Below are 26,816 nucleotides of genomic sequence, written 5' to 3'. Positions count from 1 at the left end.
GGTCAGCCGGGCAGGTTGAGCGTGCGTCCTGAGTAGATCTGCTGGTTCTCGTTCACTGCGCGCAGCGGACCTGTGTCTGGGTAGCAGAAGCGCTCAGCAACGCGCTCCCAGGAGTCGCCGCGCGCAACCTCGTAGCCGACGGCGATGCCGGCGGAGTTGCGAGCGGTGACGTAGCCCTCTGCGCGAAGGATCGGGCCCCGGTCGTAGCCGACGGTCTCACACGCGATGCCCTGGGTGGGTGTGCCGTTCCGGATGAAGCACTGCCCATTCTCGATGTCGAAAGTGGTGGCGGAGACGTTGAGGTATTCGCCGTCCCAGCGCTGGAACGCGCTGAGCACGTATCCGTCTGCACCGAAACTGCGCTCGGCTTCGATGAGCAGGTCAGCGCCGAGCTCTGGCTCGCCCATGTAGTTCGCCGACCATGCACGGTCGATGATCGCGCATGCTGTCGCCCATTGATCGGGGGTGACGGCCGCGACTCGCGCCTCCCATGCCTCGTGCTCAGCTTGCGCGGCGATTTGCGCGGCGGTGAGCGTCGGGGTTGGGTCCGGTACGGGCCGCGGCGTGTACGTCTCTTTGGGCACCGGCGTGTGCGTCTGCTCCGCAACCCCCTGAGCCTCGGGAATGAAGGAGACCACGACAGGAGCTGCGAGTGCCACCATGCCCGCGACAGCGACCGCCGCCCCGCCCAAGAGGAGCTTCTCGCCGCGGTTCATCCTTGCAAGCTACCGGGATCGCAGATGGGGTCTCAAGTCGGCTCCGTCGTTGCCACGCCCACCGGCCGGCCACCGTCAGCGCGGAGTCCGCGGAGTCCACCGCGAGCAGATTGCTCAGTTTTTCGACGAGGCGCGAGTCGCTCAAAATGGTCGATTTCGGCGTTCTGAGACGACGACAGAAGCGCTCTGCAGGGCCTTGTTTTCGGCTCATAGCATTCTCAAATGCGGGCAAAAAACGGGCAAAAACGTCTTTTGGGAGGTCTGACCTTAGAAGAAATTCCTGGTCAGAGGCAAAAAAAGGGTGTGCCCCTGGAGGGATTCGAACCCCCGACCCTCTCCTTAGGACGGAGTGGCTCTTCCACTGAGCTACAGAGGCTGGCCCCTTAAGTCTACCGATCGCGCCCCGTCGGGTAACGTCGCGGCATGACCGTCCGCCGCCTGCTCGTGCCGCTCGCGGTGGTCGCAGTGCTCCTGACCGGATGCGCCGCAGATGCGCCACACGATCCGCCGGGCGGCCCGCGTCTCCCGCCCGTCGGTGCCGGGCTCGACTACCAACTGGGCGGCGCATACGACCCACCGGCCGGCGTGGAGATCGTCGTGCGCGATCGGGGTGCGGCATCCCTCGACGGCCTCTACTCGGTGTGCTACGTCAACGGGTTTCAGACGCAACCGGGCGAGCTCGACACCTGGCCGGGCGATCTGCTGCTGCGTGACAGCGCGGGCGATCTCGTCTTCGACCCGGACTGGCCCGACGAAGCGATCGTCGACACCCGCAAGACCGACGAGGTGGCCGCGATCGTCGGGCCCTGGATCCGGGCGTGCGCCGCCGACGCATTCGACGCCGTCGAGTTCGACAACCTCGACACCTACACGCGCTCGGGCGGCGCCCTCACCCGGGCCGATGCGGTGGCTCTCGCGACACGGCTCGTCGAGATCGCTCACGAGGTCGGCCTCGCCGCCGGGCAGAAGAACGCCGCCGAGGACGCGCAACTGTTCCACGATCGGGCAGGGTTCGATTTCGCCGTCGTCGAGGAGTGCGCGTCCTACAACGAGTGCGGCGCGTACACAGCGGTGTACGGCGACCACGTGCTCGCCGTCGAGTACCCCGACGCGCTCCCCCGCCCGTGGAACGACGTCTGCGCCGACCCGGCGACACCGGCATCCATCGTGCTGCGCGACCGCGACCTGGCGACGCCCGCCGACGCGGCCTACGCCTTCGCCACGTGCGACTGAGTCACCCCGCGACCCGCACAACGACCTTTCCGAGGGCCCGCCCCTCGCCGTGGAACGCCAGAGCCTCGGCGACCTGCGCGAGCGGAAACACCCGGTCGATCTCGACGGCCACGGCTCCGGCGGCGATGGCTTCGGCTACGGGCGCGAAGTGCGCCGGCCCCTCGCGCACAGCCATGACGCCGAGGCGGGTGCCGGTGAGCAGCCCGACGAGGGTGCCGAGGGTCAGCATCCGCAGCAGGGTGCGGGTCGTTCCGCCCACCACGACGGCTCGGCCGCCGGGCGCGAGCGCGCGACGGTAGGCGAACACCGACCGGCGGGCGACGAGGTCGACGATGAGGTCGAACGGGCCCTGCCGCGTGAAGTCCGCCGCGCGGTAGTCGATGACCTCGTCGGCGCCGAGCCCACGGAGGAAGTCGCGCTTGCCGGCGTTGTCGACGGCGGTGACGTGGATGCCGCGCGCCACCGCGAGCGGGATGGCGAACACCCCGACGCCACCGCCGGCGCCGTTCAGCAGCATCCGCTCCCCCGGGCGGGCGCGGTCGACGGCCTGCGCGGCGATCGCGCCGGACTGGGGGATGGTCGAGGCCTCTTCGAACGTCAGGCCCGCCGGCTTGCGCGCCAGCGCCCCCTCCGGCGCGACGGCGAACTCCGCGAACCCGCCCTTGAGGGCAAGGTTGTCACCGTAGACCTCGTCGCCGACCCGCCAGCGCGTTACCCCCGGCCCGACCGCCGTGACGACGCCGGCGATATCTGACCCGAGCACGCGGCGCGCGGGCCGGAACAGCCCGCCGATGCGCGAATACGCCGGCGATCCGTGCAGCACCTCCCAGTCGCTGAGGTTCACCGAGGTGGCCAGCACCTGCACGAGCACCTGCCCGCGTCCCGGGGTCGGCGTGGGGATGTCTGCCAGCCGGAGTCGGTCGACTCCGCCGTACCGGTCGTACACCGCTGCCCTCATGCGACCAGTGTGGCCGATGGCGCGTCAGTCGAACAGACGACGCCAGAGGTTCGTGTCGGCGAGGTCGAGCAACTCGTCGCCGCGGCCCGACATGACCGTGCGCAGCGCCCACAGGGTGAAGCCCTTGGCCTGCTCCACGGTGATCGCCGGCGGCATCGACAGCTCCTGTCGCGCGGTGACGACGTCAACCAGCACCGGCCCCTCGATCGCCATCGCGCGCTCGATCGCGGCGCGCAGCTCACCCGGCTTCTCCACCCGGATGCCGGTGATGCCGACCGACTCGGCCACATCGGCGAAGTTGGGGTTCACGAGGTCGGTCCCGAAGTTGACGATGCCCGCGGCCTTCATCTCGAGTTCGACGAAGTTGAGCGACGAGTTGTTGAAGACGACGAGCTTCACCGGCAGGTCGTTCTGCCGGACCGAGAGGAGGTCGCCGAGCAGCATGGCGAGCCCGCCGTCTCCGGCGAGCGCGATCACCTGGCGCGACCGGTCGACCGCTTGCGCCCCGAGCGCCTGCGGAAGGGCGTTGGCCATCGACCCGTGGCTGAACGAGCCGATCAGCCGCCGCGTGCCGTTCATCGTCAGGTAGCGCGACGCCCAGACGACCGGGCTGCCCACATCCGCCGTGAAGACGGCGTCGTCGTCGGCCAGCTCGTCGATGAGCCGCGTGAGGTACTGCGGATGGATCGGCTCCTTGCCGTCGTCGACGGCCAGGTCGTCGAGCTGGGCACGGGTCTTGCGGTAGTGCTCGACGCTCTCGGTGAGATGCCGGTCGGAACGTTCGCCGCGGAGCAGGGGAAGGAGCGCGGCCGCCGTCTCGGCGACACCGCCGACGACGGGGACGTCGATGGGAGTCCGCCGCCCGAGCTGCTCGCCGCGGATGTCCACCTGGATGATGGTGGCCTTCTCCGGGTAGAACTGCCGATACGGGAAGTCGGTGCCGAGCATGAGCAGGGTGTCGCACTTCTCCATGGCCCGATATCCCGACGCGAAGCCGAGGAGACCCGTCATGCCGACGTCGTGCGGGTTGTCCCACTCGATGTGCTCCTTGCCGCGCAGCGCGTGGACGATCGGCGCCTGCAGCGCATCGGCGAGCGCGATGACCTCGTCGTGCGCGCCGGCCACCCCGGCACCCGCGAGGATCGTGACCTTCTTCGCCGCGTTGAGGGCATCGGCGGCGGCGGCGAGGGAGGTGGCGGAGGGGAGCACGTGCGCCGGGGTCGCGACGATGGGCGCGGTGGCGCGGCGCGACGGCGCATCCTGGAAGAACACGTCTCCCGGCACGACGACGACGGCGACCCCGCGCTTCTCCACCGCGGTGCGCATGGCGATCTCCAGCACCCACGGCAGCTGACTCGCGTCGCCCACGAGCTCGGTGTAGACACTGCACTCGCGGAACAGCTCTTGCGGGTGGGTCTCTTGGAAGTACCCGCTGCCGATCTCGGCCGACGGGATGTGCGAGGCGATCGCGAGCACCGGCACGCGGTTGCGATTGGCGTCGTACAGGCCGTTGATGAAGTGCAGGTTGCCGGGCCCGCACGATCCCGCGACGACGGCGAGCTCTCCCGTGAGAGCGGCCTCTCCCCCGGCCGCGAAGGCCGCGGCCTCTTCGTGCCGCGCGTGCAGCCAGCGGATCCGTCCGTCGCGGCGCAGGGCGTCGGTGAAGGCGTTGAGCGAGTCGCCGGGCAGGCCCCAGATGCGGCTGATGCCCGCGCGCGTGAGTGTCTCTACGAAGAAGTCCGCAATGTTCGCCATACCTCAACGCTACGCCTCCGGATGCGCCCTGCGTTTCGCCGATGGACGAAATCAGCGATTACGCTCAGCGGATGACCTCCCCGGTGACGATCACCGTGTGGTGGGCCCGCGACTACCTCTACGCCGCCCGCTGGCAGGTGCGCGCCTTCTTCAGCCGCACGACGCCGGACGCCTTCCTGGGCGGTGACGGCGTGCCGATCGTCGCCCTCCCCGGCATCTACGAGACGTGGAAGTTCCTGCAGCCGCTGGCGTCGGCGCTCCACGACCGCGGGCATCCGGTGCACGTGCTCGACGAGCTGGGCCGCAGCCGCCGGCCCGTCACCGAGATGGCCGACCGTGTCGCGACCTACCTGACGGCGCGCGACCTCTCCGGCGTCGTGCTCCTCGCCCACAGTCGCGGAGGCCTCGTCGGCAAACAGGTGATGACCGGTCCCGCCGGCGATCGCGTGCGCGGCATGGTGGCCGTCGCCACCCCGTTCGCCGGCTCCTGGTACGCGCGCCTCATGCTGACCCGGTCGCTCCGCTCGCTGTCGCCGCGCGACGCCACGATCGTCGCGCTCGGCACGCACGCCGATGTGAACGCCCGCATCGTGTCGGTCTACGGCGCGTTCGACCCGCACATCCCGGGCGGGAGCGAGCTGCCGGGCGCCAAGAACGTGCGGCTCGACACGGGTGGGCACTTCCGCATCCTCGCGCATCCTCGCGTGATCGCCGAGGTCGCCGCGCTCGCCGAGCCCGCCGGGTGATCGCCGGGTTCCCCGCGTGATCGCGACACGGGGGCCCGTGGATGCCGGTTACGCTCGGCCCATGAGCCCTGCCCGCACGATCGCCCGCTGGCTACTCGGACTGGGGCTGCTCTTCGCCGGCACCGGGCACCTGACGTTCGCCCGCGAGACCTTCGTCGCCCAGGTGCCGCAGTGGCTGCCCCTGCCGGTCGATTTCGTCGTGGTCGCCTCCGGCGTCATCGAGATCGCCCTCAGCCTGGCGCTGCTGTTCCTAGGGCGGTATCGCGTGGCGGTGGGGTGGATCGTCGCGGCGTTCTTCGTCGCCGCCTTCCCGGGCAACATCGAGCAGTTCGTGCGCGGCACCGATGCGTTCGGGCTCACCACCGACCTCGCCCGCGGCATCCGCCTGCTCTTCCAGCCGGTGCTCGTGATCTGGGCGCTCTGGGCGACCGGCGCGTGGAAGGCGTGGCGCGAGCGGCGACGCGACCGCTACCTGCACTTCCCCGGGAGGTCGCGGAAGGCGAACACGGCGCCCGCCGGGAAGACGTACAGGTCGTCGCAGCCGTATCCGCGCAGCCACGGCCGCCCATCGACGACGCGCAGGTAGAACCCCTTCGGAAAGTCGACGTCGTCGTCGAGCACCGGGGAGGCGACGGTGAGGGCACCGTCCGGCGACCGCCCAGCCGACATCACCGAATTGGCGGAGGCGGCCTGCGAATCCCACGCCAGCCGCAGGTACGGGCCGGTCGTCGCGGGGCAGAGCCCCAGCCCCTGCGCCTGGGCGGCAGCGAAGATCTGCGGCAGGGTGGCACCGTCGGTCTGGCCGAGCTCCGCCACCGTGCGGCGGACCACCCGCACCACGTCGCGCACGCTCGCGTCGAAGACGGGGTGCGCGAAGAGCACGTCGGCGTGATCGTTGAGCGCGATGCCGTGCGCCTGCAACGCCGCCCGGAGCTCGGCGCGCGACATGCCGCCCACCTCCACCTCGTCGACCGGCTCGCCGGAGGCGCTGATGGTGGTGCGCCCGAGATCATCCACCGGTCCAGGCTACGCACCAGGCGACGCGGTCTGAATGTCGGAACCCCGGCGTAGCGTGCAGACATGACGCTCACCCCAGCGACCGATCCCGATCGGGATCCGCTGTGGGACGACGCCGAGCTGCGCGAGGCGCTCTGGCAGATGACCCTCGCCGAGGGCCTCCCGCCCGAGCACGACGACCGCGACGACGACGTCGAGTGCGCGACACCCTCCGACCTCGATCGCGAGCTCGACGACATCTCGCGCGCGGTCCAGCGCACGCGCGCGTCGAGCGCCGAGCAAGACCTCCTCCTCCATCGGATGCTGGCGCGCGCGTTCGCCGAGCCCGATCCCTGGGTGGGGCCCGACCCGACGCTCGATCCGGCGTGGGTCGATTCGCGGGGCCGGTCGGCGAGCGAGGTCCGTGCCGATCGGCGCGCCATGGGAGTGCGCGCCGCCGCGGCCGACCTCGGAGTGCGCGTGGGTCTCACCGACACGCACGTCCGACATCGCGCCCAGACGCTCTCCACGCGGCTTCCCCAGCTGTGGGAGCTTTGCCGGCAAGGGCTCGTCGTCGAGCAGAACATGGCGTACGCCGCGCAGCTCGCCGCGTCGCTGCCCGACGACGACGCCGATTCGTGGGCGAACTTCGACTCCGCTCTCGCGGCCTGTGCGTGCCGACTGGTGCCCGGCCGGTTCCGGCAGCGCGCCCGTGCGGCACGTGAACGTGCGCACTCCGAGTCGCTGTCGGCACGTCACGTGCGTGCCGCCGCCGACCGGCGCGTGTCGATCGAGCCGACCCTCGACGGCATGGCCGAGCTCTACGCCCTCATCCCCGCGGTCGACGCCGCCGCGATCGACGCGGTCGTGGAGGCGCACGCGCGTCAGCTCGCGGCGGGTGACGACGAGGCGCGCACGCTCGCCCAGATCCGCGCCGACGTGGTGGTCGCTCTCCTCACCCGGGAGCGCGAGACGGCGGGTCCCCGTGTAACCGCCTCGGTCTCGCTCACCATTCCGGTGATGACCCTCCTCGGCCGGTCCGACGAGCCGGCGACGCTGGCCGGCTCCGGGCCGATCCCCCTCGACACCGCGAAGCTCTGGGCGGCCGATGCACCCGAGTGGCGCCGCGTGCTCACCGACCCGTTCACGGGCAGCGTGCTCGACGTCGAGCGCCGCGCCTACCGCGTACCGGCCGACCTCCGGCGGCTGCTCGGTCTCCGGCATCCCTCCTGCGTGTTTCCGGGCTGCTCCCGTCCATCGAAGGAGTGCGACATCGATCACCGGAAACGGTGGGCCGATGGGGGTCACACGTCGTCGGTCAACCTCGCGCCCAAGTGCGTGCGACACCATCCCGTCAAAGACGAGAGCCTCTGGAGCCTCGAACGCGAGCCCGACGGAAGCCTCAGCTGGACGAGCCCCACCGGCGCGCACGTGTGGGTCGACCCGCCGCCGTTCTGACCCGGCGCGCGGTGTCGGCCACCCGCCGCGGCGCTGACCGCCAGCGGTCCCCCACCTCGTCAGCGGAAGTCGCGCGAGCGGTGCTGCACACCGACCCGCAGATCTTCGAACGCGTCGGCGAGCAAATTCGTCACCCCCTCCGGCGAGCGCTCCAGGATGCCGCGCGCGATGAGCGCCGGACTGTCGCGCAGCACCCGCCGATACCGGTTCCACACGCCGACCGAGCACACGACGTTGACGAGACCGTGCTCGTCTTCGAGGTTGATGAAGGTGATGCCGGATGCCGTCGCCGGCCGCTGGCGGTGCGTCACCAGCCCCGCCACCTCGACCCGCCGGCCCTCTTCGTGCGTGCGGAGCTCGCGGGAGGACAGCACTCCCCGGGCATCGAGCGGCGCTCGGTAGTGCACGAGCGGATGGTCGTCGGTGGAGATGCCGGTGGCCCAGAGGTCGGCGGCCAGCAGGTCGTAGCTGGACTGATCGCCGAACAGCGGCGGCTGCACCGACATGAGCGATCCGGCGAGGAACTCGCTGCGGTCCTGCGCCGCGTCGCCGGCGAGCCAGATGCCCTCGCGCCGGGTGATGCCCATGCTCTCGAACGCGCCCGCGGTCGAGAGCGCCTCGACCTGCGCGGCCGTGGCCCCCGTGCGGCGCACGAGGTCGCGCAGATCGCGGAACCCGCCGTGCGCCGCTCTCTCGGCGACGATCCGTTCGGCGAGGGGCTTTCCGACGCCGGTGACCGACGCGAGCCCCAGCCGCACCGCCGACCCGCCGTCGCGCCGGTGCGCCGCCGACACGTCGGGCGCCGTCGCATCGAAGTCGGGCACCGGCGGCTGGTGCCGGTCGGCGCACGCGGCGAGCCCGGTCGGCGACGGCGCTGCGCCCGAATCGGCCAGGGGTTCGAGGCACGCATCCACCGCGGAGGCATGGATGTCGGGGCGGCGCACCGTGACGCCGTGACGGCGGGCATCGGCGGTGAGAGTCGCGGGCGTGTAGAAGCCCATCGGCTGCGCGCGCAGCAGCGCCGCCAGAAACGCCGCCGGATAGTGGAGCTTCAGCCACGACGACGCATAGACGAGCAGCCCGAACGACAACGAATGGCTCTCGGCGAAGCCGAAGTTCGCGAACGCCTGGATCTTCGCGTAGATGTCATCGGCGACCTCGCCCACGAGCCCGTTGCGTTCCATGCCGGCGTAGAGCTTCGTCTTGACCGACTCGATCCGCTCGATGCCGCGCTTGGAGCCCATCGCCCGGCGGAGGACATCGGCATCCTCCCCCGTGAGGTCACCCACGGCCATGCCCATCTGCATGAGCTGCTCTTGGAAGATCGGGATTCCGAACGTGCGCTCGAGCACGGGGATGAGCTTCTCATGCGCGTACGTCACCTTCTCTTGCCCGAGCTTGCGGCGTACGTAGGGATGCACCGCGCCACCCTGGATCGGCCCCGGCCGGATGAGCGCGATCTCGATCACGAGGTCGTAGAACCGCCGCGGCTGCAGGCGCGGCAACAACCCCATCTGCGCGCGCGATTCGACCTGGAACACCCCGATCGAATCGGCGCGGCACAGCATGTCGTACACGGCCTGCTCTTCCTTCGGGATCGCGTCGAGGTCCCACCTCTCCCCCGTCGTCTCGGCGATCTCGTCGAAGCAGTATTGGATCGCCGCGAGCATGCCGAGCCCCAGCAGGTCGAACTTCACGAGCCCCATCCAGGCGGCGTCGTCTTTGTCCCACTGGATGACGGTGCGATTCTCCATGCGGGCATGTTCGATCGGCACGACTTCCCCGACCGGACGATCGGTGAGCACCATGCCCCCGGAGTGGATACCGAGATGCCGCGGCGCCTTCAGCAACTCCCCCGCATAGGCCAGCACCCGCTCGGGGATGTCGTGCGACCCGGGTACCGGCCCATCCCAGCGCTCCACTTGCTTGGACCACGCATCCTGCTGCCCCGGTGAATGCCCGAGCGCCTTCGCCATGTCGCGTACGGCGTTCTTCGGCCGGTACTGGATGACGTTGGCGACCTGCGCCGCCCGCTCCCTGCCGTACTGCGCGTACACCCACTGGATGATCTCTTCGCGGCGCCCCGAATCGAAGTCGACGTCGATGTCGGGCTCTTCGTCGCGCATCGCCGAGAGGAACCGCTCGAACGGCAGCCGATAGAAGATCGAATCGATCGCGGTGATATCCAGCAGATAGCAGACCGCACTGTTGGCCGCCGACCCCCGACCTTGACACAGGATGCCGCGCCGCCGCGCCTCTTGCACGATCCCGTGGACGATGAGGAAGTAGCCGGGAAAGTCCTTCTGCTCGATGACCGCGAGCTCACGGTCGATGCGCGCACGGCCGTCGTCATCAAGGTCCGGATACTTCCGGGGCACGGCATCCCACACCAGGTGGCGCAGCCACGACATCGGCGTGTGCCCCTCCGGCACCGCCATCTTCGGCAGCGCGGGCTTGGCGCGCCGGAGCGAGAACGCCAGCTCATCGGCGAGGGTCACCGTCCGCGCGATCGCCCCGGGGTAGCGCCGGAACCGGCGGGCCATCTCGGCGCCGGAGCGCAGGTACGCGCCGGCATGCGCGGGAAGCCAGCCATCGAGCTCGTCGAGGCCGCGGTTCGCCCGAACGGCGGCGATCGCCGCCGCGAGATGCACTTTTTCGGGCACGGCGTAGTGCACGTTGTTGGTCGCGAGGATCGGCAGCCCCCGGTCCCGGGCGAGCGTGGCCAGCAGATCGTTGTCCCGCGTATCGCGCGGACCGCCGTGGTCGATGAGTTCGACGTGCACGGCGTCACGCCCGAACAGGTCCACCAGCCGGTCGAGCTCCGCGGCCGCGCCCGCGGGCCCCTCGGCGGCGAGGGCCTGACGGACGGAGCCCTTCCGGCATCCCGTGAGAATCGCCCACTGCCCCTCGGCCTGGTCGGCCAGTTCGTCGAGGCGGTAGAGCGGGCGCCCCTTCTCCCCGCCGGCCAATTGTGCATGGGTGAGCGCCGCGGCGAGCCGGTGGTACCCCTCTTCGGCTCGGGCCAACACCAGCAGGTGCGAGCCCTCCGGATCGGCGGCGCCGGCCTGCGGCGCGGAGAGATCGAGCGAGAGCTCGGCGCCGAACACGGTCTTCACCCGGAACTTCTCGGCCGCTTCGGCAAACCGGACGATCCCGTAATACCCGTCGTGATCGGTGATTGCGAGGGCGTGCAGCCCGAGCCGCTCGGCCTCTTCGGCAAGCTCCGCCGGCGATGACGCGCCATCGAGAAAGGAGAACGACGAGTGCGCGTGGAGCTCGGCGTACGGTACCGCGCCCTCCGGACGCTCGATCGGCGGAGGCTCATATGAGCCGCGTTTGTGCGAGAACGCAGGCCCATCACCGCCGTCGGGTGGACGACCGCTGAGGAGCCGCTCCATCTCGGACCACGACACCGAGGGATTGTGGAAGCCCATCAGTCGTACACCCCCTCGGCGTGCCACGCGCCCTCTTCGCAGACGAGCAACCAGGCGCGTTCGTCGTCGTCGAGCACCTGGAACCGGTGCGCATGGCGCGCCCGCTCAGGATCCCACCCGCGTTCGACGATCGGCCACGGCCCCGCCCAGCCGCGGATGCGGCGACCTCGGCCGGCGACGACGAGCACCGCGGGCTCCCCCGTCGGCTCACCGCGGGCCCCCACAGCGACCATGTCACCGTCCGCGTCGACCACTTCGACCGCGAGTACCTCGGCGAACACCGTTGCCGGAAGGGGCCCGGCCAGACTCCCCGGCCAGGGCCGTGCTCGATCGCGGACGCCCGATACCGCGTCTCCCCAGGGCACGAGTACCTGTCGCTCGGCCAGCCAGCGGCCGCCCCCGATCGCCGGAGTGAGCACGCCCCGATGCCCGAGCATCGCCTGCACGCGCGACAGCGCATGGTGCACCCGCTCCTCCGGGCCGCCGCCGAAGAGGCGCGCCGTGTGGTGGGAGGCGGCATCCACCCCCTCCGGCTCGAGGAGGACGCGCTCGACACCGCTGCGCAGACCCTGCTCGGCCAGCTGCCACCGCACGCGGTCGACGATCGCGGCAGCATCGAACGACCCCGGATGCAGCCACACCCGATCGCTGCGCTCCCCCCGGTCGCCGGTGAGCACGACGCGCAGTTCGGTGCAGACGAGGTCCAACGCACCGAGCCGCGAAATGAACTCCTCCGCCGGCACCCGCACCCCGAAGGCCACCTGCTCGGCCGCCTCGACCGGCGGCTCGAACGTCACCTCACGGTGGAGTTCGGGCGGCGGCGTGCGCGCGGTCACCGGCTGCGAATCAGCGCCACCGGCCAGCGCATGCAGTCGCGCCCCGCGGGCGCCGAACCGTTCGATGAGACGCGCTTCGGGCATGGCCGCCACAGCGCCGAGGGTCTGCACCCCCAGGCGCGCGAACAGCGACACGATGTCGTCTTCGGCGAGCACCGTGACCGGCAACGGCGCGAGAAAGGATGCCGCCGCTCCGGCCGGAACGATCCGCACCGGGGCGTCGGGATGCGTACCCGAGCGCGCCGCCTGCTCGGCAGTGAACGGCCCGTCGGCAACTCCCACTCGCACATCCGGCAGACCGAACTCGGCGATCACTCCCGCGAGCACGGTCGCCGCAGCTGCCTCACCGCCGTAGTACCGCGCGGGGCCGCGTGCGCGTAGCGCGCAGAGCCCGGGATGGCGCAGCTGCACCCCCGGGGCGAGGTCTTCGAGCCGGGCGACCAACGGCGCGAACGTCCGCTGATCGCGCACGGGATCGTCCTCGGCCACCACGAGCGCGGGGCACCGTGACTGCGCATCGCGGCGCCGTTGCCCCCGCCGCACGCCCTCGGCGCGCGCCGCCGGCGAGCATGCCACCACTGCGCCCTTCGCGAAGATCGCGATCGGGAGCGCGGGATCGGGCGGATCGTCGCCGTCGCGGGTGAGGGCGACGACGGGCCAATCGGGCACCCACACGACGAGGGTGCGTACGGGAGCGTCACCCATCTCACACCGCCGCCGGCAGGCGCTCGGCCCGGTCCCAGCCCGGCGCGGGCACCGGCGCCGTACGCTGCGCGGTGAGCGAGCCACCGGCATCCGGCAACAACATCCGGCCACGGCGCGGAACGGGAAACCGCCGACTCGATACCGTCACCGTGAGTTCGCGCTGCTCGAGCAGCCCGTACCCGTCGCCGAGGCCCGCCCACACGGGATCGGCGATGTCGATCATCGCCTCGGTCTGCGGCCACGGGCCCTGAACCAGCAACACCGATCCCCGTTCGCGCATGCGGGCCGCGAGGCGGGAGATCTCGGCATCCTTCGCCCGTGCCGGCGGCCGGACAGCCACCACCGGCAGCACTTCGGCGATCGTGGCGACAACGGCCAGCCAGCGTTCCCCCGGATCGGGGATCAGCACGAGATGCGAGAGGTCGACACCCGCGCTCTCGGCCGCCTCGGCGCCGAGGCGCGGAACCCCCACGACACCGCACCACGAACCGTCGTGCGACGGACGCGCCAGCAGCGCGAACAGCAACGAGGTCGACGACCCGAGCGAGTACGCCGATCCCGGACGCAGTCCTCCGCCGGGCAGCAACGCAGCCAGAGCGGGGTGCACCGGCAACACCGGCGCATCGAGGCGCCGCCCCTGCACGCGCTCGAGTTGCGCGCGCAGACGCGTCACCTCATCTGCGACCGCCGCGTTACCCACGATCGACCTCATTCCCACAGGCTAGAACTTTTGTTCTAGTAACTCAACCTGCGGAATCGAAGATACAGACGGCCTCCGACATCGCTCCCACCCCCTGACCGTGTCCCACTTATGGCTGTTTCCACCCCTTGAAATCAGCCATAAGTGGGACACACCCAACCTGCACTCTCCCCCCTGACCATGTCCCAAAAAGGGCTGGATTCACCCCTGAAATCCAGCCATAAGTGGGACACACTCAACCCCAAGTGGGACGCACCCATCCCGCACTCTCCCCCCTGACCATGTCCCAAAAAGGGCTGGATTCACCCCCTGAAACCAGCCATAAGTGGGACACACCCCGCCGTAAGTGGGACAAGCGGGCCGAGTTGCATCGCTTGCAACTGCGCGTTGCATCGCATGATCGTTGATTTGGCGCGGACATTCGGCCTGTACAGACCAGCGCTGGGGCTGCGCGTCCGATGCTGGCCGCCCCGGCCACGATGACGCGAGGCGGTCGGTTGTGCGCGTGAGTTCGGTTTTGCCTGGTTGACGGGGATATCGGCGAAATCGAGCTTTGGCCGTACCGCCTGATGCAACTGGGTTCCAGAGCGCAATACTCGTTGCGTCTGTTGACTGTGTGTTACGTTGACTGTCGCTTCTGTTGCGTCTGATGCATCCGCTGGAGGATGAATGGTTTCGTATCGCGTGGTTCTCGCGCCGGTTGTGCAGCTGGACCCTGAGCGCGCCACGTTCACCGACATGCTGGACCGGTACGCGATCTCGTTGCGCTCCCGCGGGTTGTCGACGTCGACAGTGGAAGCGCGGTTGTGGGGTGTGAGGCGGTTCCAGGAGTTCACCGGCGAGTATCCGTGGAACTGGGGTCCGCGGGATGTCGAGGACTTCACGTCGGCACTGTTGTCGAGGCCGCAGCCTGTCGCGCACTCGACGATCCGCGGCTACCACCTGATGATCAAGCTGTTCTGCGAGTTCCTCGTCAACCCGGCCTACGACTGGCACGACGTCTGCCTCGAGCGGTTCGGGCTCGTGCCCGCGCAGATCTGCCACCCCTGGAACACGCACTCCCATCTGGCCGAGTTCGAAGCGCGCGCGTCGCGGCGCCCGTTCGGGTATGACGAGCTCGAGGCGTTCTTCACCCGGGCCGATGAGATCGCGGAGGACCTGGTCGCGAGTCGCGGGAAGGCGGCGCTGCCGGCGCTGCGAGACGCGCAACTGTTCAAGACCGTCTACGCCTTCGGCCTCCGCCGGCGGGAGGCGGTGATGTTGGACGTCAACGATCTGCGCCCGAACCCGCACATGCCCGACTGGGGCCCATACGGGAAGGTGCACGTCCGCTACGGGAAGGCGATGAAGGGGTCACCGCCGCGGCGCCGCACGATCCTCGCACTGCCGGAGTTCGAGTGGGCCACGCGCGGGTTGAAGGTGTGGGTGGAGGAGATCCGGCCGCGGATCGCGACAGACGGTGCCGCGGCGCTCTGGCTGAGCGAACGCCGCACCCGGATCAGCACCCGCACGGCGGATGTTCGGTTCGCGCGGATCCGCGACGATCTCGACTTGGACCCGATGCTGACGCTGCACAGCTTGCGGCACTCGTATGTGACGCATCTGATCGAGTTCGGCTACGCCGAGCGGTTCGTGCAGGAGCAGGTCGGGCATCATCACTCGTCGACGACGGCGATCTACACCTCGGTCAGCGATGACTGGAAGAACCGGGTGTTCCACGAAGCGCTCGATCGGGTGCTCGGAAAGAAGGAAGGCGTCGCATGACGCGCAAGTTCGAGTGGCACCTGCGCCGGCGGCTCGCTGAGCGTGACATCTTCAAGACCACTGACCTCGTCCCGCTGCTAGCCGAGCAGGGTGTCTCCCTCTCTCGGGAGCAGGTCTACCGGCTGGTGACGAGCCCTCCGCAACGACTCAACATGGAAGTTCTGGACGCGCTCTGCCTCATACTCGGCTGCACCCCGAATGACCTCATCACGTTCGAGGACGTCACCGTGAAGCAGACCCGGGTCGTCGGCGGCACTGTCACCGAGCTCGGGGCGCTGCGAACGGTTCCTGCCAAGCTCGTCCGCCCCGACAAGCAGTGACCTCGCCACCCACCACCGCGCTCCCTGACACCGTCCACCATCTCCTCGCACAGGGCGAACCCTGGGTGAGCATGGGCGAATCCGCCCTCACGGAGTTCATCGTCGAGTTCGCGCCCGCCGCCGTCACCCGCGGGCACATCGCCCGCTACGTCCGCACCACCACCGACCTCGCCCAAGCCGGCGACCGGATGACCCCCGCGATCCTGCAACGCATGCTCCGCCGGATCCGCGACAACGGGCATGCCGTGGTGATCCCGGTCTGCGAGCGATGCGGACGAGAACGGATCATCGGGCGCGGCCCCGACGACCGACGCATCTGCAAGCCCTGCACAGACGCGCTCCGCGCCGAGTACTGCGCGGACTGCGGGCGGCTGCGCCCCGTCTGCATACGTCGTGACCGGAAACCGCTCTGCAACAACTGCCGTCGACGACTCCCGGACGCGAAGAAGCCCTGCATCCGCTGCGGCAACGCACGCCTGGTCCACACGGTGACAGCGGACGGACCGCTCTGCCCGGAATGCGCGCCCGGAAAGATCGAACCCTGCGTGCACTGCGGCCGCACCACTCGGGTCAGAGTCCGCTTCACCGGCGGCGCGACCTGCAGTCCCTGCTTCGACATCATCCGCGGCACCCGACGTCCCTGCCCGCGATGCCAGCGCGTCACCCTCGTCGCATCCGTCGCCGACGACGGCACCCTCACCTGCACACCCTGCGCCGGGAGACCGTCACCGTTCATCTGCGCCAGCTGCGGCATCGAAGACATCCGCGACGGCAAAAGGTGCTACCCCTGCAGCGCACGCGACGCCGTCGACGCCCTCTTCAGGGGCGGCATCCCCGAACGACGGGAAGCGCTCGAGCCACTGCGGGTCAGGCTCACGAACCACCCCGAACCCAAGTCGATGAATGGCCGAAGCGCTCCGCATCCGCCGGGGTGATCCGCGACATGCTCACCGGGCGCCTCGATGTCGCTCACGAAGCTCTCGACGAGCACCCGATCACTCAAGCCGCCGAACTCATGCGCCACGCCCTCACCGACGTCGGCGTGCTCCCACCCCGCGACCAAGCATGGGCACACTTCGAACGCTGGCTCGACCGATTCCTCACCGGCCACCCCACCGCGATCGCGCGGGTCCTCGGCCCCTACTGCCGATGGTCCGTCGTCGCCCGAACCCGACTGCTGATCGCCCGCAACGGCATCAGCGACGGCACCTTCGATCGCGCCCGCTCATCCTGCCGGATCGCGCTGGCCTTCCTCACCCACCTCGAAGACCACAACCTCGACCTGCACACCGGCTCTCAGACCATCGTCGAGGACTACCTGGAACAGTTCCCCCGGCACCTCGATCAGCTCCGCACCTTCATCCGCTGGGCCGCGGACACCGGCAGGGCGACGAGGATGAGCCCGCCGCCATCCCGCTGGATCGATCCCTCCACCAGCTACCCCATCCCCGTCTACCGCGACTGGATGCACCGCTTCGAAACCGACGAGACCATTCCCCCTCGAACGCGGATCTGCGGCCTGCTCTGCGGCACCCTCGGACGCCCCAGCTCCGCCGTCGCGAAACTCACCCGCTCCGACATCACCGACACCGGCGACGAGATGACCGTCACGATCGGCACATCGCCCGTGAGGCTCCGCGACCCGCTCCCCGCCCTGATCCGACGCCAGATCGACGCCCCGCGGCGCTGGGACACGGACTCCGACTGGCTCTTCCCATCCAAGCTGCGCGCCGGCGCTCACACCGATTACAGCATGATGGTCAAAGACCTGCAGATCCTCGTCTGCAGCATCGTCGCCCTCCGCGGCGCCGCGCTCCTCGCCCTCGCCGCAGTCATGCCCGCAGGCCCTCTTTCCGACCTCACCGGCATCAGCGTCGGCGTCGCCAACCGCTGGCAGGCCCTCGCCGCGGCCGCATACTCCGGATACCCCGCACTCCGCCTCGAATAGGGCGCTAACAGCCAAGGAACGCTCCGCCGACCACCGCCTCGACGTTTCATCCTCGCAGGGCAAGGTTCGGCATGGCTCCGTCGGCGTCGAATGCGATGAGACTCTGGTGCCATCGAGGATCAACCGCCTGCGGCACACATCTAGATCCACGGCACATCGAGTCCCCCTATCCTCGCCGCGCGAAGGACCAACCCGAGACCGGACGCCGGCGCTGCGGCGGAGTTGGCCGATCGGCTGCAACGCCGCCGCCGGCGAACGGGACAACGTCGGTATCCACGTCGCCCCGGATGCACGCCTTAAGCCTGTCGAAGGAGGGTCTTTGAGAGAGTCACGGTTAGGAGGATTTTGCCCAGACCATGTTGAAGCCATCTTCCTTGAGTGCCCACTGAGTTCGCTCGCCGCTGTAGCTGACCTCCGGACTGAGCCAGATCGTCTCGTCGGGGTCCCAGCCTGTCATGATGCTCAGGGCGCTTCCCGTATCGATCGGGAGAGCGCTGGCCGCGAGGTACGCGCCGACTTGAAGATGCACGCCTTGATACTGATCTGCGACTCGCAGCCAATCCGGGACTAGCACTCGGTTAGCTGCGTCGCGCACAACGCTCCGACTCGCGCCCGCGCCTCCCGTTTGGGTCACCTCGAGCGGATACCGCACGCATAGCTCGGCCCAGTCGGCGGAGGAGGTGATTTCGAACACTTGTGCCTCGTCCGGCGCGATTAATCCAGTGCTCTCCGCGCGGGTTTGTCCGAGGTTGTCCTCAACGAACCAAAGGCCAGCAGGACTTCCGTCGGCGAGCGAGCGAGTAGATGACGGCACCGGGCGCGGTGTGGAGGGAAAGTCGAGCCCGCGCTGCATGGCGTTGACCTGGGGCACAATCGAGCGGTTTTCGCGGGGAAGTGGCGGGAAAACGCCGTTCCAAGTCACGACCTGCTGTCTACCTTTGGCGATGGGGGTGTACCACCAGCTGGTGAGCCCTGAAGCGGTGATATAGACAGCGACCCGCCGCAATGCCCGGTGAAGTTCGGGGGTCGCTGCAAGGAGGTCTTCGCCGTCAGGGTGTTCCCAATATTTCCCTCTGTCGGTCGCCAACGCCAGAGCAAGGCGAATTGACGCATGGGAGGCGTGGAGTTCGACGTGGTTCAGTCGGGCGGCAACTTCGCCGACTGTCATGTCGACGATCTTCGACTCCCTTGCGTTGGAACCAACGAATGGCATCCCGCGCCATTTCCTCGGAGTGAGGGCATGTGCCGCATGGGCAACTGCGAACCCGAACGAGCCCTCGTCGCGCACGGGTCGATAGGTGGACTCTGAGGCAAGTGCATACTCCAGGAGGAATCGTCTGCCGCGAGGACCAGCAATGAGCGTTTCGGTGGGGTGCGTCGGCGCCGAGGTGTCGTACATTTGGCTATCTGCTCCAGTTCTAGCTGTATGCGCCCTTAGTTTTTCAGTAGAGCCATGAAGCTTTCAGGGGCCTGTCCCTTTGGGGGGACCAAGACGCCGCCGAGCGCGAAGTATTCAGTGTCAGCAATAGCGGTCCGCACGACGTTGAGGGGCATCCGGACTCCGGTTGCACCCGACACGAGGTCAGCACAGGACGCGTGCGCCTGAGCCCCGCACAAGGGGTGAACAACGACGCTTATGGGCACACCGTTCTCATCGAGCCCCTCTGGATAGGTGAGGACCTCGAGGACATCAAAGTCACGATCGTTCGTCGTGTCGAACATGATCCACTCGCCTGTAGAAGGCAATTCGAACAAGTGCCAAGCGTCAGACCGCGGTACGGGAGCAGCGTCTTCCCTGGAGCTATCGATAGTGTTCAGCCAAAGACCGATCTCCACGTCAACGGGCAATTCGACGGTCGCGCCCTCAGACTCGACTCTTATGGTGGACAGGCGCCCATCGACGCCCGATCCTACGGTGCGTGATGGATCCGGTCGCTGGCTACCCACCGCCGTGCAGGCGGACAGTAGCAAGAGAGGGAGCGATAGCACCACCACCGATCTCTTGGCAGATTGTACCAGAACTGAGCACAAGCAACTCTGCCCATACGGCAGAAGGTGCTTGCACCAGACAACACCCACCCAGAGTGGGACGAGGATCACGCGGCGAGCGACAGGTACGGCTCCCAGGTCGGATCCGCCCGCTCGGTGCCGCGCACCGTCCACTGGCCCCCGCGCGGCGGCTGCGGGACCCAGCGCAGCTCCCACCCCATTTCCTGGGGCGTGCGGTCACCTTTCACGTTGTTGCAGCGCAGACAACACGCGACGAGGTTCTCCCACGAATCTGCGCCACCACGCGAGCGGGGCAGCACGTGATCGATCGTCGTGGCGCCTTTCGCGCAATACGCGCAGCGATGTCCGTCGCGACGCAGCACGCCTCTCCGCGTGAGCGGCACCCGACGGCTGCCCGGTATGCGCACATAGCGGGTCAACACGATCACCGCGGGGCGTTCGTAGACCCCTCGGATCCCCCACACCGGATCGCCGTCGATGCGCTCGATGACGGTGGCCTTGTCGTTCATCACGAGCACGAGCGCCCGTTTGAACGAGACGATGGCCAGGGGCTCGTATCCGGCGTTCAGGACCAGAGTGCGCATGCAGTGTCCTCTCGAGAAGGGACGAAAAAAGGCACTGTCATGAAGACAGTGCCTTGATTCCAGGGCGATAGCCGCGGCAGTCGAACTCGCGATGCCGAAGGACATGGCGACCGATCGCATTCAGCAAGCGAATGCTCGGAACTCGATCCATCTCATCTCCCTCTGCGACGCGCGCAACGGGATCAGTGTAGGACAGTCAGCTGACGTTGGCCTGCAACCAGCTCTCGGGATTCACCCACGAGCCGCTGACGTAGATCTCGAGGTGCAGGTGGGTACCGAAAGCGCGTCCGGTGTCACCGACCTGGCCGATCAACTGTCCGGCGGTGACGGACTGACCGACCGTGACCCGCCGCGTTCCGTAGCTCATGTGCGCGTAGAGCGACGTGACGGTGGTGCCGTTGATGTTGTGGGCGATCTTGACGTAGACGCCCCAGCCGCTGCTGCTCTCCGCCGACTCGACGACGACGCCATCGGCGATCGCGTAGATCGGCGTGCCGCGGTCGGCCATGTAGTCGGTGCCCTTGTGACCGGCGTACGGCGTACCGAAGCTGTTGAAGGACGTGAGCGGGCGCACCACCGAGCCGGACGAGGCGATCGACAGCGCAATGGCGCCACTGTACGTAGCCGAGAAGTTCGACGCCGTCGACGCTGCCGCCGCAGCGATACGGGCGGCTGCAGCTGCCTTCGCGGCTTCTTCGTCCTTCTTGCTCTGGATCTCCTCGGGCGTGGTCGCCGAGTAGCTGTCGCGGGCGAGCGCTTCGGGGGTCGCCTCGGAGGCGACGACGAGGGACTGCGCGTTCTCTGCCGCGACCTGCTGCAGCGTGACCGCCTCTGCCGGTGTTCCGGTGCCGGCCGCGAACGCGGGGATGGCGACGGTCGCAACGAGACCCGCAACAGCGGTGACCGTCAGGAAACTCCGCATGGGGTGGGCCGTCGAGCGTCCCGGACGCGGAGACTTCGGCGTCTTCGCGACCGCCGTCGACAGAGCGACAGGGGTCCGGGTGGCGGACCGCTGGGACAAGAAACGTCGCGCGCGGCCGCGCTGATCTGGGTTCGTCGGAGCGGTTTCGGGTTCCGTCGACGAGTCGAACTGTTCAGCCAAGCTATCCTCCGGCGCCTCCGCACGCCTCCCGAAATACAGAAGGATGCTGGCTCGTCGGCACTCAGTGTCATGCACAGATGTACGGGTGCACCGTGCAAACGACGAGCCGTTGAGGCAATTCGCGCGGCGATCCTGTGGCGGGCTTCTCGCCGACGGACTTCCCCAGGCTAACGGAAGGTAACGAATAAGTCACGTTGCGGGGTAGCGCACCCAGCTGGTTCCCTGGCGACGTTCAGACTCGCGGACGCGCATCCACGAGGAAAATGTGGGACGCGACCTCGACCGGCAGCTCGAGACCCTCGTCTTTTCCGTCCATCTGGACGAGCACGTAGCCCTCGCTGAAACGGTAGTTTCCGGTGCCGCCGGGCATCACTCCAGCATCCCGCAGCTGTTCGAGGAGTTCGGGGTCGACTTGCACCGGCTCGGCCAGGCGCCGCACGGTCCCGTCGACCGGGCCACCGGTTTCGTTCAGCAGCCGGACGAGGCCGACGACCCCCTGGTCGAACGTGTTCGCCGGGACGTCGCCGAGTTGCGCAAGCCCCGGGATGGGGTTGCCGTAGGGCGATTCGGTGGGGTGGCCGAGCAGCTCGACGAGCCGACGCTCGACCTGCTCGCTCATCACGTGCTCCCAGCGGCAGGCCTCTTCGTGGACATACGCCCAATCCAGACCGATCACGTCGCTGAGCAGGCGCTCGGCGAGGCGATGCTTGCGCATGACGTCGACGGCCTTCTGCCGACCGGATGCCGTGAGTTCCAGCGACCGATCCTCGGTGACGACCACGAGGCCATCGCGCTCCATGCGGCCGATGGTCTGCGAGACCGTCGGACCGGAATGCCCGAGGCGCTCGGAGATGCGCGCGCGCAGAGGAATGATCCCCTCCTCCTCGAGCTCGAGGATGGTGCGCAGGTACATCTCTGTGGTGTCGATCAGATCGGTCATGGCTGGCCTCGGTGCACGGGTCGGAAATGCCCTCTCAGCCTATCCGTTTGTGACGGCCCGGAGTCTGTCGCCGCGGACGCTCGACCCTAGAATCGGTGCATGGCCCACGTGACGCTACCCCGCGAGATCCTCCCCACCGACGGACGATTCGGCTGCGGCCCTTCGAAGGTCCGCCCCGAGCAGGTGCAGGCTCTCGCCGGCCCCGGTGCGGTGCTGCTCGGCACCTCGCATCGCCAGGCTCCGATCAAGAGCCTCGTCGGCCAGGTGCGCATGGGCCTGTCCGACCTCCTCCGCCTGCCGGACGGCTACGAGATCATCCTCGGCAACGGCGGATCGACGGCGTTCTGGGATGCCGCATCCTTCGGCCTCATCGAAAAGCGCGCGCAGAATCTTGTCTTCGGCGAGTTCGGTGGGAAGTTCGCCGCGGCGGCCGGCGCACCCTGGCTCGAAGCTCCCGACGTGCGCAAGGCCACCCCGGGATCGAGCGTCGCGGCGGAGCCGGTCGAGGGCGTCGACGTCTATGCGTGGCCGCACAACGAGACCTCCACCGGCGTGGCTGCCGCCGTCACGCGCGTGGCCGGCGATGACGGGGCGCTCACCGTCATCGATGCCACGAGCGCCGCGGGAGGCATCAACTTCCGCGTTGTGGAAAGCGACGTCTACTACTTCGCGCCGCAGAAGAACCTCGGCTCCGACGGTGGCCTGTGGTTCGCGGCGGTCTCGCCCGCGGCGATCGAGCGGATCGAGCGGATCGCGGCATCCGGTCGGTACATCCCCGAGTTCCTCAGCCTGAAGAACGCCGTCGACAACTCCCGGTTGAACCAGACGCTGAACACTCCGGCCGTCTCGACGCTGTTCCTCCTCGACAAGCAGCTCGAGTGGATCAACGAGAACGGCGGACTCGGCTGGGCCGCCGCCCGGACGGCGGAGTCGTCGGGCGCGCTCTATGACTGGGCCGAGGCTTCTCCCGTCGCCACGCCCTTCGTCGCCGACCCGGCCGACCGCTCCCCCGTCGTCGTCACGATCGATTTCGATGAGTCCGTGGATGCCGCCGCTGTCGCCGCGAGCCTGCGCTCGAACGGGATCGTCGACACCGAGCCCTACCGCAAGCTCGGCCGCAACCAGTTGCGCATCGCGACGTTCGTCTCGATCGAGCCGGACGACGTCCGCCAGCTCATCAAGTCGATCGACTACACGATTGATGCGATGCGCGGCTGAACCCGCACGAGTCGTATGGTCCGTGGGGCTGGTGTGACCGGGTGTGGCGCATGAGGCGTCATCGGCCCCAGTGACCATGCGACTGAGCGCGGCTCGAGCGCCGAGCGCGATCGAACCGGCTCAGTAAGTCCGGTCAGCGCCCTCGTCGAGGGAGTCGTCCTCGTCGGAGTCGTCCTCGTCGGAGTCGTCCTCGTCGGAATCCTCGTCGTCGGAGTCGTCCTCGTCGGAGTCGTCCTCGTCGGAATCCTCGTCGTCGGAGTCGTCCTCGTCGGAATCCTCGTCGTCGGAGTCGTCCTCGTCGGAGTCCTCGTCGGAGTCCTCGTCAACGAGGGAGTCTTCGTCCTCATCGTCGGCGTCCTCGTCGAGGGAGTCGATGTCGACCCCGTCCACGTCGCCGGCGTGCAGGATCGGCGATCCGTCCTGGTCGAAGTCCGACGCGTCCAGGTCGTCCAGGTCGTCGAGGTCGTCCTCATCCTCGGCGGCGTCGTCAGCCTCGTCGGCATCGTCGCCCTCGTGCTCGGCAGCGGCCGCGGCCTGCGCCGCCTGGTAGTCGGCCAGACGCTCGGCCCACGGCACCCAGTCCGGCGCGAGCAGCGCACCCTCGCCGGGCAGCAGTTCGACCTCGAGCACGGTGGGCTCGGAACCCTCGACCACCGCGACACTCACGGTCCAGAACCACGAGGGGTAGCCGGGCTGCAGGTTCTGGAAGCGGAGCGAGACGACGCCGTCATCCTCGACCGTGTGCCCCACGGGCGCGCCGACCGTGCGGGCCGGCGTGATCTCGTGCAGTGCGGCCAGCGCCAGATCGTGCGCGCCGATCAGTCGCTCGTCGGGGGCCTCAGGCATCGAGGTCATCGGCGACCTTGCGGAGAATCGCAGCGACCTTCTTGCTGTGGCCTGCGTTGGGGTAGTGCCCACGCCGTAGATCTCCGCCGACGTTGTCGAGCACCTTCACGAGGTCTTCGAGGACGACCGCCATGTCGTCGGCCTTCATGCGGTTGCGCTTGGCGAGGCTCACCGGAGCATCGAGCACGCGGACGGCGAGCGCCTGCAGCCCCCGCTTGCCGTCGGCGACGCCGAACTCGAGTCGCGTTCCGGCCGCGAGACCGGGCGTTCCCGCCGGAAGTGCCGTCGCGTGCAGGAAGACGTCCTGGCCATCGTCGCCGGAGATGAAGCCGAAGCCCTTTTCCTCGTCGTAGAACCTGACCTTGCCGGTGGGCATCTCAACCTCGCTGATCGACACCCGCAGAGCGGGTTCGTGTTGTCGGGGCATTCACCCGTGCGGACACGGCGAATGGGCGCCGGACGGCACCACTTCCAGACTACGGCACCGCCACCGCGGCGACGCGTGAATGCGCAGTAGGCTGAGGGGTGATGTCCCACTCGACTCCCCCTTCGCGCGACGATCTGCCGGTTCGCCGCATCGATCGCATCCTCGCCTTCATGTCGCTCGGCCTGTTGGTCCTGTCGATCGTGTGCTTCATCGCGATCATGATCGGCACCTCCTCCGGCCTTGAGTACGCCGACTTCCAGTCGGGCGTCTGGCCGGTCGTCAGCGCTCTGCTCTACATCGCCCCGATCATCGCCTTCCTGCTCCTCCTCACGGTGTTGATCATGACCTTCATCCGGAGGTCGCGCGCCAACAAGGCACGCTGACGTGGCCGCCTCGGACGCACGCTCTCTCGCGAGTCGCCTCGCACAGCTTGATGACGCGTCCTTGGCGCACCTTCTGGCCCTCCGCCACGCCTCGCCATCGGCGTCGTGGTCCGACGCGTTCGATGCCGCCGACGCGCTGCTGGATCCCGCATCCATCTCCCGCGCGCTCGTCGAGCTGTCGGCAGCGGATGCCGATGCCCTCGACGCTGCCCTCGAGGCGGATGCGGCGCTCCCCGCCGACGCCACGCGCGACCGGCTGCACGAGCGCGCTCTCGTCGACGACGAAGGCCGGCCGTACGCCGCCGTGATTGCGGCGCGGGCCGACGCCCACCGCACGGTCCCGGATGCCGCGGACATCGATGCCGTGCCCTCCTCGACCGACGAGCACGCCGCCGAACGGGCTTTCGCGGCCTCGGCAGCCCTCGCCGACATGCTGCAGGCCACGCTGATCCTCCCCGCCTCCCGAATCGGGTCGGGGCTCCTGGGTGCCGCCGACCGGCGCCGCTTCGTCGAATCGGGTGCCGTCATCGACGGCCTCGCCGCCGACGAGCTGATCGCGATCGCCGAACGTGCGGGCCTGCTCGCCGTCGACGACCGGCACTGGCTCGTCACCCGAGCCGGCATCGAGTGGATGAGCGTCGGCACCGTCGACCGCTGGGAAGCCGTCGCGCACCGCCTCCGCGATGCGCTCCCGCCCGCCGTGCGTACCCCCGAGGGCGGGTGGATGCCGGTGGCCCACTGGCCCGGCGCCTACCCGTTCGATCCGACGTGGCCCGCCCGTGCGGCCACGCTCCGCGGACAGCTCGAACGCTGGGCGGTGCTCTCCGCCGATGGCGAGCCCGCGAGCTGGGCGCGCGCGTTCGCCGCCGGGTCCGATGCGGATCTCGCGGCCCTCCAAGCGCTGCTTCCCCCGGAAGTCGACCGGGTGTACCTGCAGAACGACCTCACGGCGATCGCGCCCGGTCCCCTGGCCCCTCACCTCGACATGCGCCTGCGCGCGATGGCGCGCCGGGAATCGCGGGCCCAGGCATCCACCTATCGCTTCACGGCCGAGACGCTCTCCGAAGCCTTCACGGCGGGCGAGACGGCCGACACGGTCCGCGAGTTCCTCACGGCGCTGTCGCTGACGGGGCTGCCGCAGCCGCTCGCGTACGAGATCGAACGCTCCTCGAGTCGGCACGGCGCGATCCGCGTCGGGCCCGATCCGAGCGGTCATACCCTCGTCACGAGCGACGACGGCGCGTTGCTCCGCGCGGTCGCCGTCGACCAGTCGCTGCGCCCGCTCGGACTCATGGCCTTCGGCGAGGGCCTGGCGACCCGCAGCAGCCCCGACACGGCTTTCTGGCTGATCGCCGACGCCCGTTACCCCGTCGTCGCCGTCGATCAGGACGGACAGCGGCGCACGCTCGACCGCCATCGCCTTGCACCCGAGGCTGCCGCAGAGCCTGATCCGGCGGCTGCCTACGCCCCCCTCGTCGCGCGGCTTCGCGCCGCGCACGCGAACGATGCGGATGCGGCGTGGCTCGGCCGAGAGCTGGAACAGGCAGCCCGCGTGCGCGCGATCCTCGTCGTCGTCGTCCGGCTCCCCGACGGCAGCGACCGCGAGGTCACGCTGGAAGTGACCGGCCTCGGTGGCGGGCGCCTCCGCGGACGCGACCGCGGCGCCGACGTCGAACGGACCCTCCCGATCTCGTCGATCGTGAGTGTGCGCCCGGTCTGAGCACGCCCAGCCAGCGC

At 69.0% G+C, this 26,816-nt stretch carries 24 protein-coding genes, 1 tRNA gene and 1 pseudogene; 11 read left to right on the top strand and 15 right to left on the bottom strand.

Annotated elements, in window-relative coordinates:
• Window positions 1-2 precede the first annotated feature (2 nt).
• Both N4R40_RS11350 and N4R40_RS11345 read right to left on the bottom strand, forming a co-directional pair.
• Complete coding sequence (locus N4R40_RS11350; RefSeq protein WP_261607496.1) at window positions 3-716, bottom strand: hypothetical protein; 714 nt, start codon at window positions 714-716, stop codon at window positions 3-5.
• Between the two features lie 304 nt (window positions 717-1,020).
• A tRNA-Arg gene (locus N4R40_RS11345) sits at window positions 1,021-1,092 on the bottom strand.
• Between the two features lie 47 nt (window positions 1,093-1,139).
• Between N4R40_RS11345 and N4R40_RS11340 the strand changes: the two genes are divergently transcribed.
• Window positions 1,140-1,949: an endo alpha-1,4 polygalactosaminidase gene (locus N4R40_RS11340; RefSeq protein ID WP_261607495.1), complete on the top strand. Its 810-nt coding sequence runs from the start codon at window positions 1,140-1,142 to the stop codon at window positions 1,947-1,949.
• A gap of 1 nt (window position 1,950) precedes the next feature.
• Here the strand turns inward: N4R40_RS11340 and N4R40_RS11335 are convergent, their stop codons facing one another.
• Both N4R40_RS11335 and poxB read right to left on the bottom strand, forming a co-directional pair.
• Entirely contained in the window at window positions 1,951-2,907 is a 957-nt protein-coding gene (locus tag N4R40_RS11335) for an NAD(P)-dependent alcohol dehydrogenase (RefSeq protein ID WP_261607494.1), read from the bottom strand.
• Between the two features lie 24 nt (window positions 2,908-2,931).
• Complete coding sequence (gene poxB / locus N4R40_RS11330) at window positions 2,932-4,662, bottom strand: ubiquinone-dependent pyruvate dehydrogenase (protein ID WP_261607493.1); 1,731 nt, start codon at window positions 4,660-4,662, stop codon at window positions 2,932-2,934.
• A 71-nt stretch (window positions 4,663-4,733) separates the two neighbouring features.
• Here poxB and N4R40_RS11325 point away from each other — a divergent pair, with 71 nt between their 5' ends.
• A complete protein-coding gene (locus N4R40_RS11325; RefSeq protein WP_261607492.1) occupies window positions 4,734-5,408 on the top strand; it encodes an esterase/lipase family protein in 675 nt (224 codons plus the stop codon).
• Between the two features lie 61 nt (window positions 5,409-5,469).
• Window positions 5,470-5,871: pseudogene (locus N4R40_RS11320) on the top strand (DoxX family protein); the annotation flags it as partial.
• 5 nt (window positions 5,872-5,876) lie between these two features.
• Here the strand turns inward: N4R40_RS11320 and N4R40_RS11315 are convergent.
• A complete protein-coding gene (locus N4R40_RS11315) occupies window positions 5,877-6,425 on the bottom strand; it encodes a hypothetical protein (RefSeq protein ID WP_261607491.1) in 549 nt (182 codons plus the stop codon).
• Between the two features lie 63 nt (window positions 6,426-6,488).
• On the opposite strand from N4R40_RS11315, the gene N4R40_RS11310 reads away from it, so the two are divergent.
• Window positions 6,489-7,862 (top strand): HNH endonuclease signature motif containing protein, encoded by a 1,374-nt coding sequence (locus N4R40_RS11310; protein WP_261607490.1) that lies wholly within the window; start codon window positions 6,489-6,491, stop codon window positions 7,860-7,862.
• A 59-nt stretch (window positions 7,863-7,921) separates the two neighbouring features.
• Here N4R40_RS11310 and N4R40_RS11305 read toward each other — a convergent pair whose 3' ends face one another.
• Genes N4R40_RS11305 through N4R40_RS11295 form a run of 3 tightly spaced genes read right to left on the bottom strand, consistent with a single transcriptional unit; the run spans window position 7,922 to window position 13,549 of the window.
• Window positions 7,922-11,296 (bottom strand): error-prone DNA polymerase, encoded by a 3,375-nt coding sequence (locus tag N4R40_RS11305; protein WP_261607509.1) that lies wholly within the window; start codon window positions 11,294-11,296, stop codon window positions 7,922-7,924.
• The gene (locus N4R40_RS11300; RefSeq protein WP_261607489.1) at window positions 11,296-12,837 is read right to left on the bottom strand and encodes a DNA polymerase Y family protein; all 1,542 of its coding nucleotides are present in this window, start codon (window positions 12,835-12,837) and stop codon (window positions 11,296-11,298) included. Before N4R40_RS11300 ends, N4R40_RS11305 begins: the two co-directional genes overlap by 1 nt.
• Before the next feature lies 1 nt (window position 12,838).
• The gene (locus N4R40_RS11295; protein ID WP_261607488.1) at window positions 12,839-13,549 is read right to left on the bottom strand and encodes a hypothetical protein; all 711 of its coding nucleotides are present in this window, start codon (window positions 13,547-13,549) and stop codon (window positions 12,839-12,841) included.
• Window positions 13,550-14,206: 657 nt separating this feature from the next.
• Between N4R40_RS11295 and N4R40_RS11290 the strand changes: the two genes are divergently transcribed.
• The 4 genes from N4R40_RS11290 to N4R40_RS11275 all read left to right on the top strand — a co-directional run bounded on the left by N4R40_RS11290 (window position 14,207) and on the right by N4R40_RS11275 (window position 17,569).
• Entirely contained in the window at window positions 14,207-15,301 is a 1,095-nt protein-coding gene (locus N4R40_RS11290; protein ID WP_261607487.1) for a tyrosine-type recombinase/integrase, read from the top strand.
• A complete protein-coding gene (locus N4R40_RS11285; RefSeq protein WP_261607486.1) occupies window positions 15,298-15,621 on the top strand; it encodes a helix-turn-helix domain-containing protein in 324 nt (107 codons plus the stop codon). Before N4R40_RS11290 ends, N4R40_RS11285 begins: the two co-directional genes overlap by 4 nt.
• A 71-nt stretch (window positions 15,622-15,692) precedes the next feature.
• Window positions 15,693-16,556, top strand: coding sequence for a hypothetical protein (locus tag N4R40_RS11280; RefSeq protein ID WP_261607485.1), 864 nt, complete (start codon window positions 15,693-15,695; stop codon window positions 16,554-16,556).
• A gap of 8 nt (window positions 16,557-16,564) precedes the next feature.
• Window positions 16,565-17,569, top strand: a complete 1,005-nt coding sequence (locus N4R40_RS11275) for a hypothetical protein (RefSeq protein WP_261607484.1) — start codon at window positions 16,565-16,567, stop codon at window positions 17,567-17,569.
• Between the two features lie 334 nt (window positions 17,570-17,903).
• Here N4R40_RS11275 and N4R40_RS11270 read toward each other — a convergent pair whose 3' ends face one another.
• The 5 genes from N4R40_RS11270 to N4R40_RS11250 form a co-directional block, all read right to left on the bottom strand.
• On the bottom strand, window positions 17,904-18,968 hold the full coding sequence (locus N4R40_RS11270) for a hypothetical protein (RefSeq protein ID WP_261607483.1): 1,065 nt from the start codon (window positions 18,966-18,968) through the stop codon (window positions 17,904-17,906).
• 35 nt (window positions 18,969-19,003) lie between these two features.
• Window positions 19,004-19,291, bottom strand: coding sequence for a hypothetical protein (locus tag N4R40_RS11265; protein ID WP_261607482.1), 288 nt, complete (start codon window positions 19,289-19,291; stop codon window positions 19,004-19,006).
• A gap of 374 nt (window positions 19,292-19,665) precedes the next feature.
• Window positions 19,666-20,163 (bottom strand): HNH endonuclease, encoded by a 498-nt coding sequence (locus N4R40_RS11260; protein WP_261607481.1) that lies wholly within the window; start codon window positions 20,161-20,163, stop codon window positions 19,666-19,668.
• A gap of 196 nt (window positions 20,164-20,359) precedes the next feature.
• Window positions 20,360-21,265, bottom strand: a complete 906-nt coding sequence (locus N4R40_RS11255) for a M23 family metallopeptidase (protein ID WP_261607480.1) — start codon at window positions 21,263-21,265, stop codon at window positions 20,360-20,362.
• 232 nt (window positions 21,266-21,497) lie between these two features.
• Window positions 21,498-22,205: a metal-dependent transcriptional regulator gene (locus N4R40_RS11250; protein ID WP_261607479.1), complete on the bottom strand. Its 708-nt coding sequence runs from the start codon at window positions 22,203-22,205 to the stop codon at window positions 21,498-21,500.
• Window positions 22,206-22,304: 99 nt separating this feature from the next.
• On the opposite strand from N4R40_RS11250, the gene serC reads away from it, so the two are divergent.
• A complete protein-coding gene (serC, locus tag N4R40_RS11245) occupies window positions 22,305-23,423 on the top strand; it encodes a phosphoserine transaminase (protein WP_261607478.1) in 1,119 nt (372 codons plus the stop codon).
• A 120-nt stretch (window positions 23,424-23,543) separates the two neighbouring features.
• On the opposite strand, the gene N4R40_RS11240 is transcribed toward serC, so the two are convergent.
• Both N4R40_RS11240 and N4R40_RS11235 read right to left on the bottom strand, forming a co-directional pair.
• Window positions 23,544-24,278 (bottom strand): DUF3027 domain-containing protein, encoded by a 735-nt coding sequence (locus N4R40_RS11240; protein ID WP_261607477.1) that lies wholly within the window; start codon window positions 24,276-24,278, stop codon window positions 23,544-23,546.
• Window positions 24,262-24,645 (bottom strand): cold-shock protein, encoded by a 384-nt coding sequence (locus N4R40_RS11235; protein WP_261607508.1) that lies wholly within the window; start codon window positions 24,643-24,645, stop codon window positions 24,262-24,264. The genes N4R40_RS11240 and N4R40_RS11235 overlap by 17 nt, the downstream gene beginning before the upstream one ends.
• Before the next feature lie 152 nt (window positions 24,646-24,797).
• Between N4R40_RS11235 and N4R40_RS11230 the strand changes: the two genes are divergently transcribed.
• Entirely contained in the window at window positions 24,798-25,079 is a 282-nt protein-coding gene (locus N4R40_RS11230) for a multidrug ABC transporter ATPase (RefSeq protein WP_261607476.1), read from the top strand.
• A gap of 1 nt (window position 25,080) precedes the next feature.
• Window positions 25,081-26,799 (top strand): helicase-associated domain-containing protein, encoded by a 1,719-nt coding sequence (locus N4R40_RS11225; RefSeq protein WP_261607475.1) that lies wholly within the window; start codon window positions 25,081-25,083, stop codon window positions 26,797-26,799.
• Window positions 26,800-26,816: the final 17 nt, after the last annotated feature.

Source organism: Microbacterium memoriense (assembly GCF_025398275.1).
Lineage (GTDB): Bacteria > Actinomycetota > Actinomycetes > Actinomycetales > Microbacteriaceae > Microbacterium > Microbacterium memoriense.
Note: the sequence above shows the minus strand (reverse complement) of the source record. Positions and strands in the feature narration are given on the sequence as shown.

Bases quoted from the DNA above. Each gene is read 5' to 3' on its own strand.
- N4R40_RS11310 (WP_261607490.1), top strand. From the start codon at position 6,489: ATGACGCTCACCCCAGCGACCGATCCCGATCGGGATCCGCTGTGGGAC.
- N4R40_RS11325 (WP_261607492.1), top strand. From the start codon at position 4,734: ATGACCTCCCCGGTGACGATCACCGTGTGGTGGGCCCGCGACTACCTC.
- N4R40_RS11235 (WP_261607508.1), bottom strand. From the start codon at position 24,645: ATGCCCACCGGCAAGGTCAGGTTCTACGACGAGGAAAAGGGCTTCGGC.
- serC (WP_261607478.1), top strand. From the start codon at position 22,305: ATGGCCCACGTGACGCTACCCCGCGAGATCCTCCCCACCGACGGACGA.
- N4R40_RS11270 (WP_261607483.1), bottom strand. From the start codon at position 18,968: ATGTACGACACCTCGGCGCCGACGCACCCCACCGAAACGCTCATTGCT.
- N4R40_RS11285 (WP_261607486.1), top strand. From the start codon at position 15,298: ATGACGCGCAAGTTCGAGTGGCACCTGCGCCGGCGGCTCGCTGAGCGT.
- N4R40_RS11300 (WP_261607489.1), bottom strand. From the start codon at position 12,837: ATGGGTGACGCTCCCGTACGCACCCTCGTCGTGTGGGTGCCCGATTGG.
- N4R40_RS11350 (WP_261607496.1), bottom strand. From the start codon at position 716: ATGAACCGCGGCGAGAAGCTCCTCTTGGGCGGGGCGGCGGTCGCTGTC.
- N4R40_RS11230 (WP_261607476.1), top strand. From the start codon at position 24,798: ATGTCCCACTCGACTCCCCCTTCGCGCGACGATCTGCCGGTTCGCCGC.
- N4R40_RS11340 (WP_261607495.1), top strand. From the start codon at position 1,140: ATGACCGTCCGCCGCCTGCTCGTGCCGCTCGCGGTGGTCGCAGTGCTC.
- N4R40_RS11265 (WP_261607482.1), bottom strand. From the start codon at position 19,291: ATGTTCGACACGACGAACGATCGTGACTTTGATGTCCTCGAGGTCCTC.
- N4R40_RS11335 (WP_261607494.1), bottom strand. From the start codon at position 2,907: ATGAGGGCAGCGGTGTACGACCGGTACGGCGGAGTCGACCGACTCCGG.
- N4R40_RS11295 (WP_261607488.1), bottom strand. From the start codon at position 13,549: ATGAGGTCGATCGTGGGTAACGCGGCGGTCGCAGATGAGGTGACGCGT.
- N4R40_RS11260 (WP_261607481.1), bottom strand. From the start codon at position 20,163: ATGCGCACTCTGGTCCTGAACGCCGGATACGAGCCCCTGGCCATCGTC.
- N4R40_RS11250 (WP_261607479.1), bottom strand. From the start codon at position 22,205: ATGACCGATCTGATCGACACCACAGAGATGTACCTGCGCACCATCCTC.
- N4R40_RS11275 (WP_261607484.1), top strand. From the start codon at position 16,565: ATGCTCACCGGGCGCCTCGATGTCGCTCACGAAGCTCTCGACGAGCAC.
- N4R40_RS11290 (WP_261607487.1), top strand. From the start codon at position 14,207: ATGGTTTCGTATCGCGTGGTTCTCGCGCCGGTTGTGCAGCTGGACCCT.
- N4R40_RS11280 (WP_261607485.1), top strand. From the start codon at position 15,693: ATGGGCGAATCCGCCCTCACGGAGTTCATCGTCGAGTTCGCGCCCGCC.
- N4R40_RS11240 (WP_261607477.1), bottom strand. From the start codon at position 24,278: ATGACCTCGATGCCTGAGGCCCCCGACGAGCGACTGATCGGCGCGCAC.
- poxB (WP_261607493.1), bottom strand. From the start codon at position 4,662: ATGGCGAACATTGCGGACTTCTTCGTAGAGACACTCACGCGCGCGGGC.
- N4R40_RS11305 (WP_261607509.1), bottom strand. From the start codon at position 11,296: ATGGGCTTCCACAATCCCTCGGTGTCGTGGTCCGAGATGGAGCGGCTC.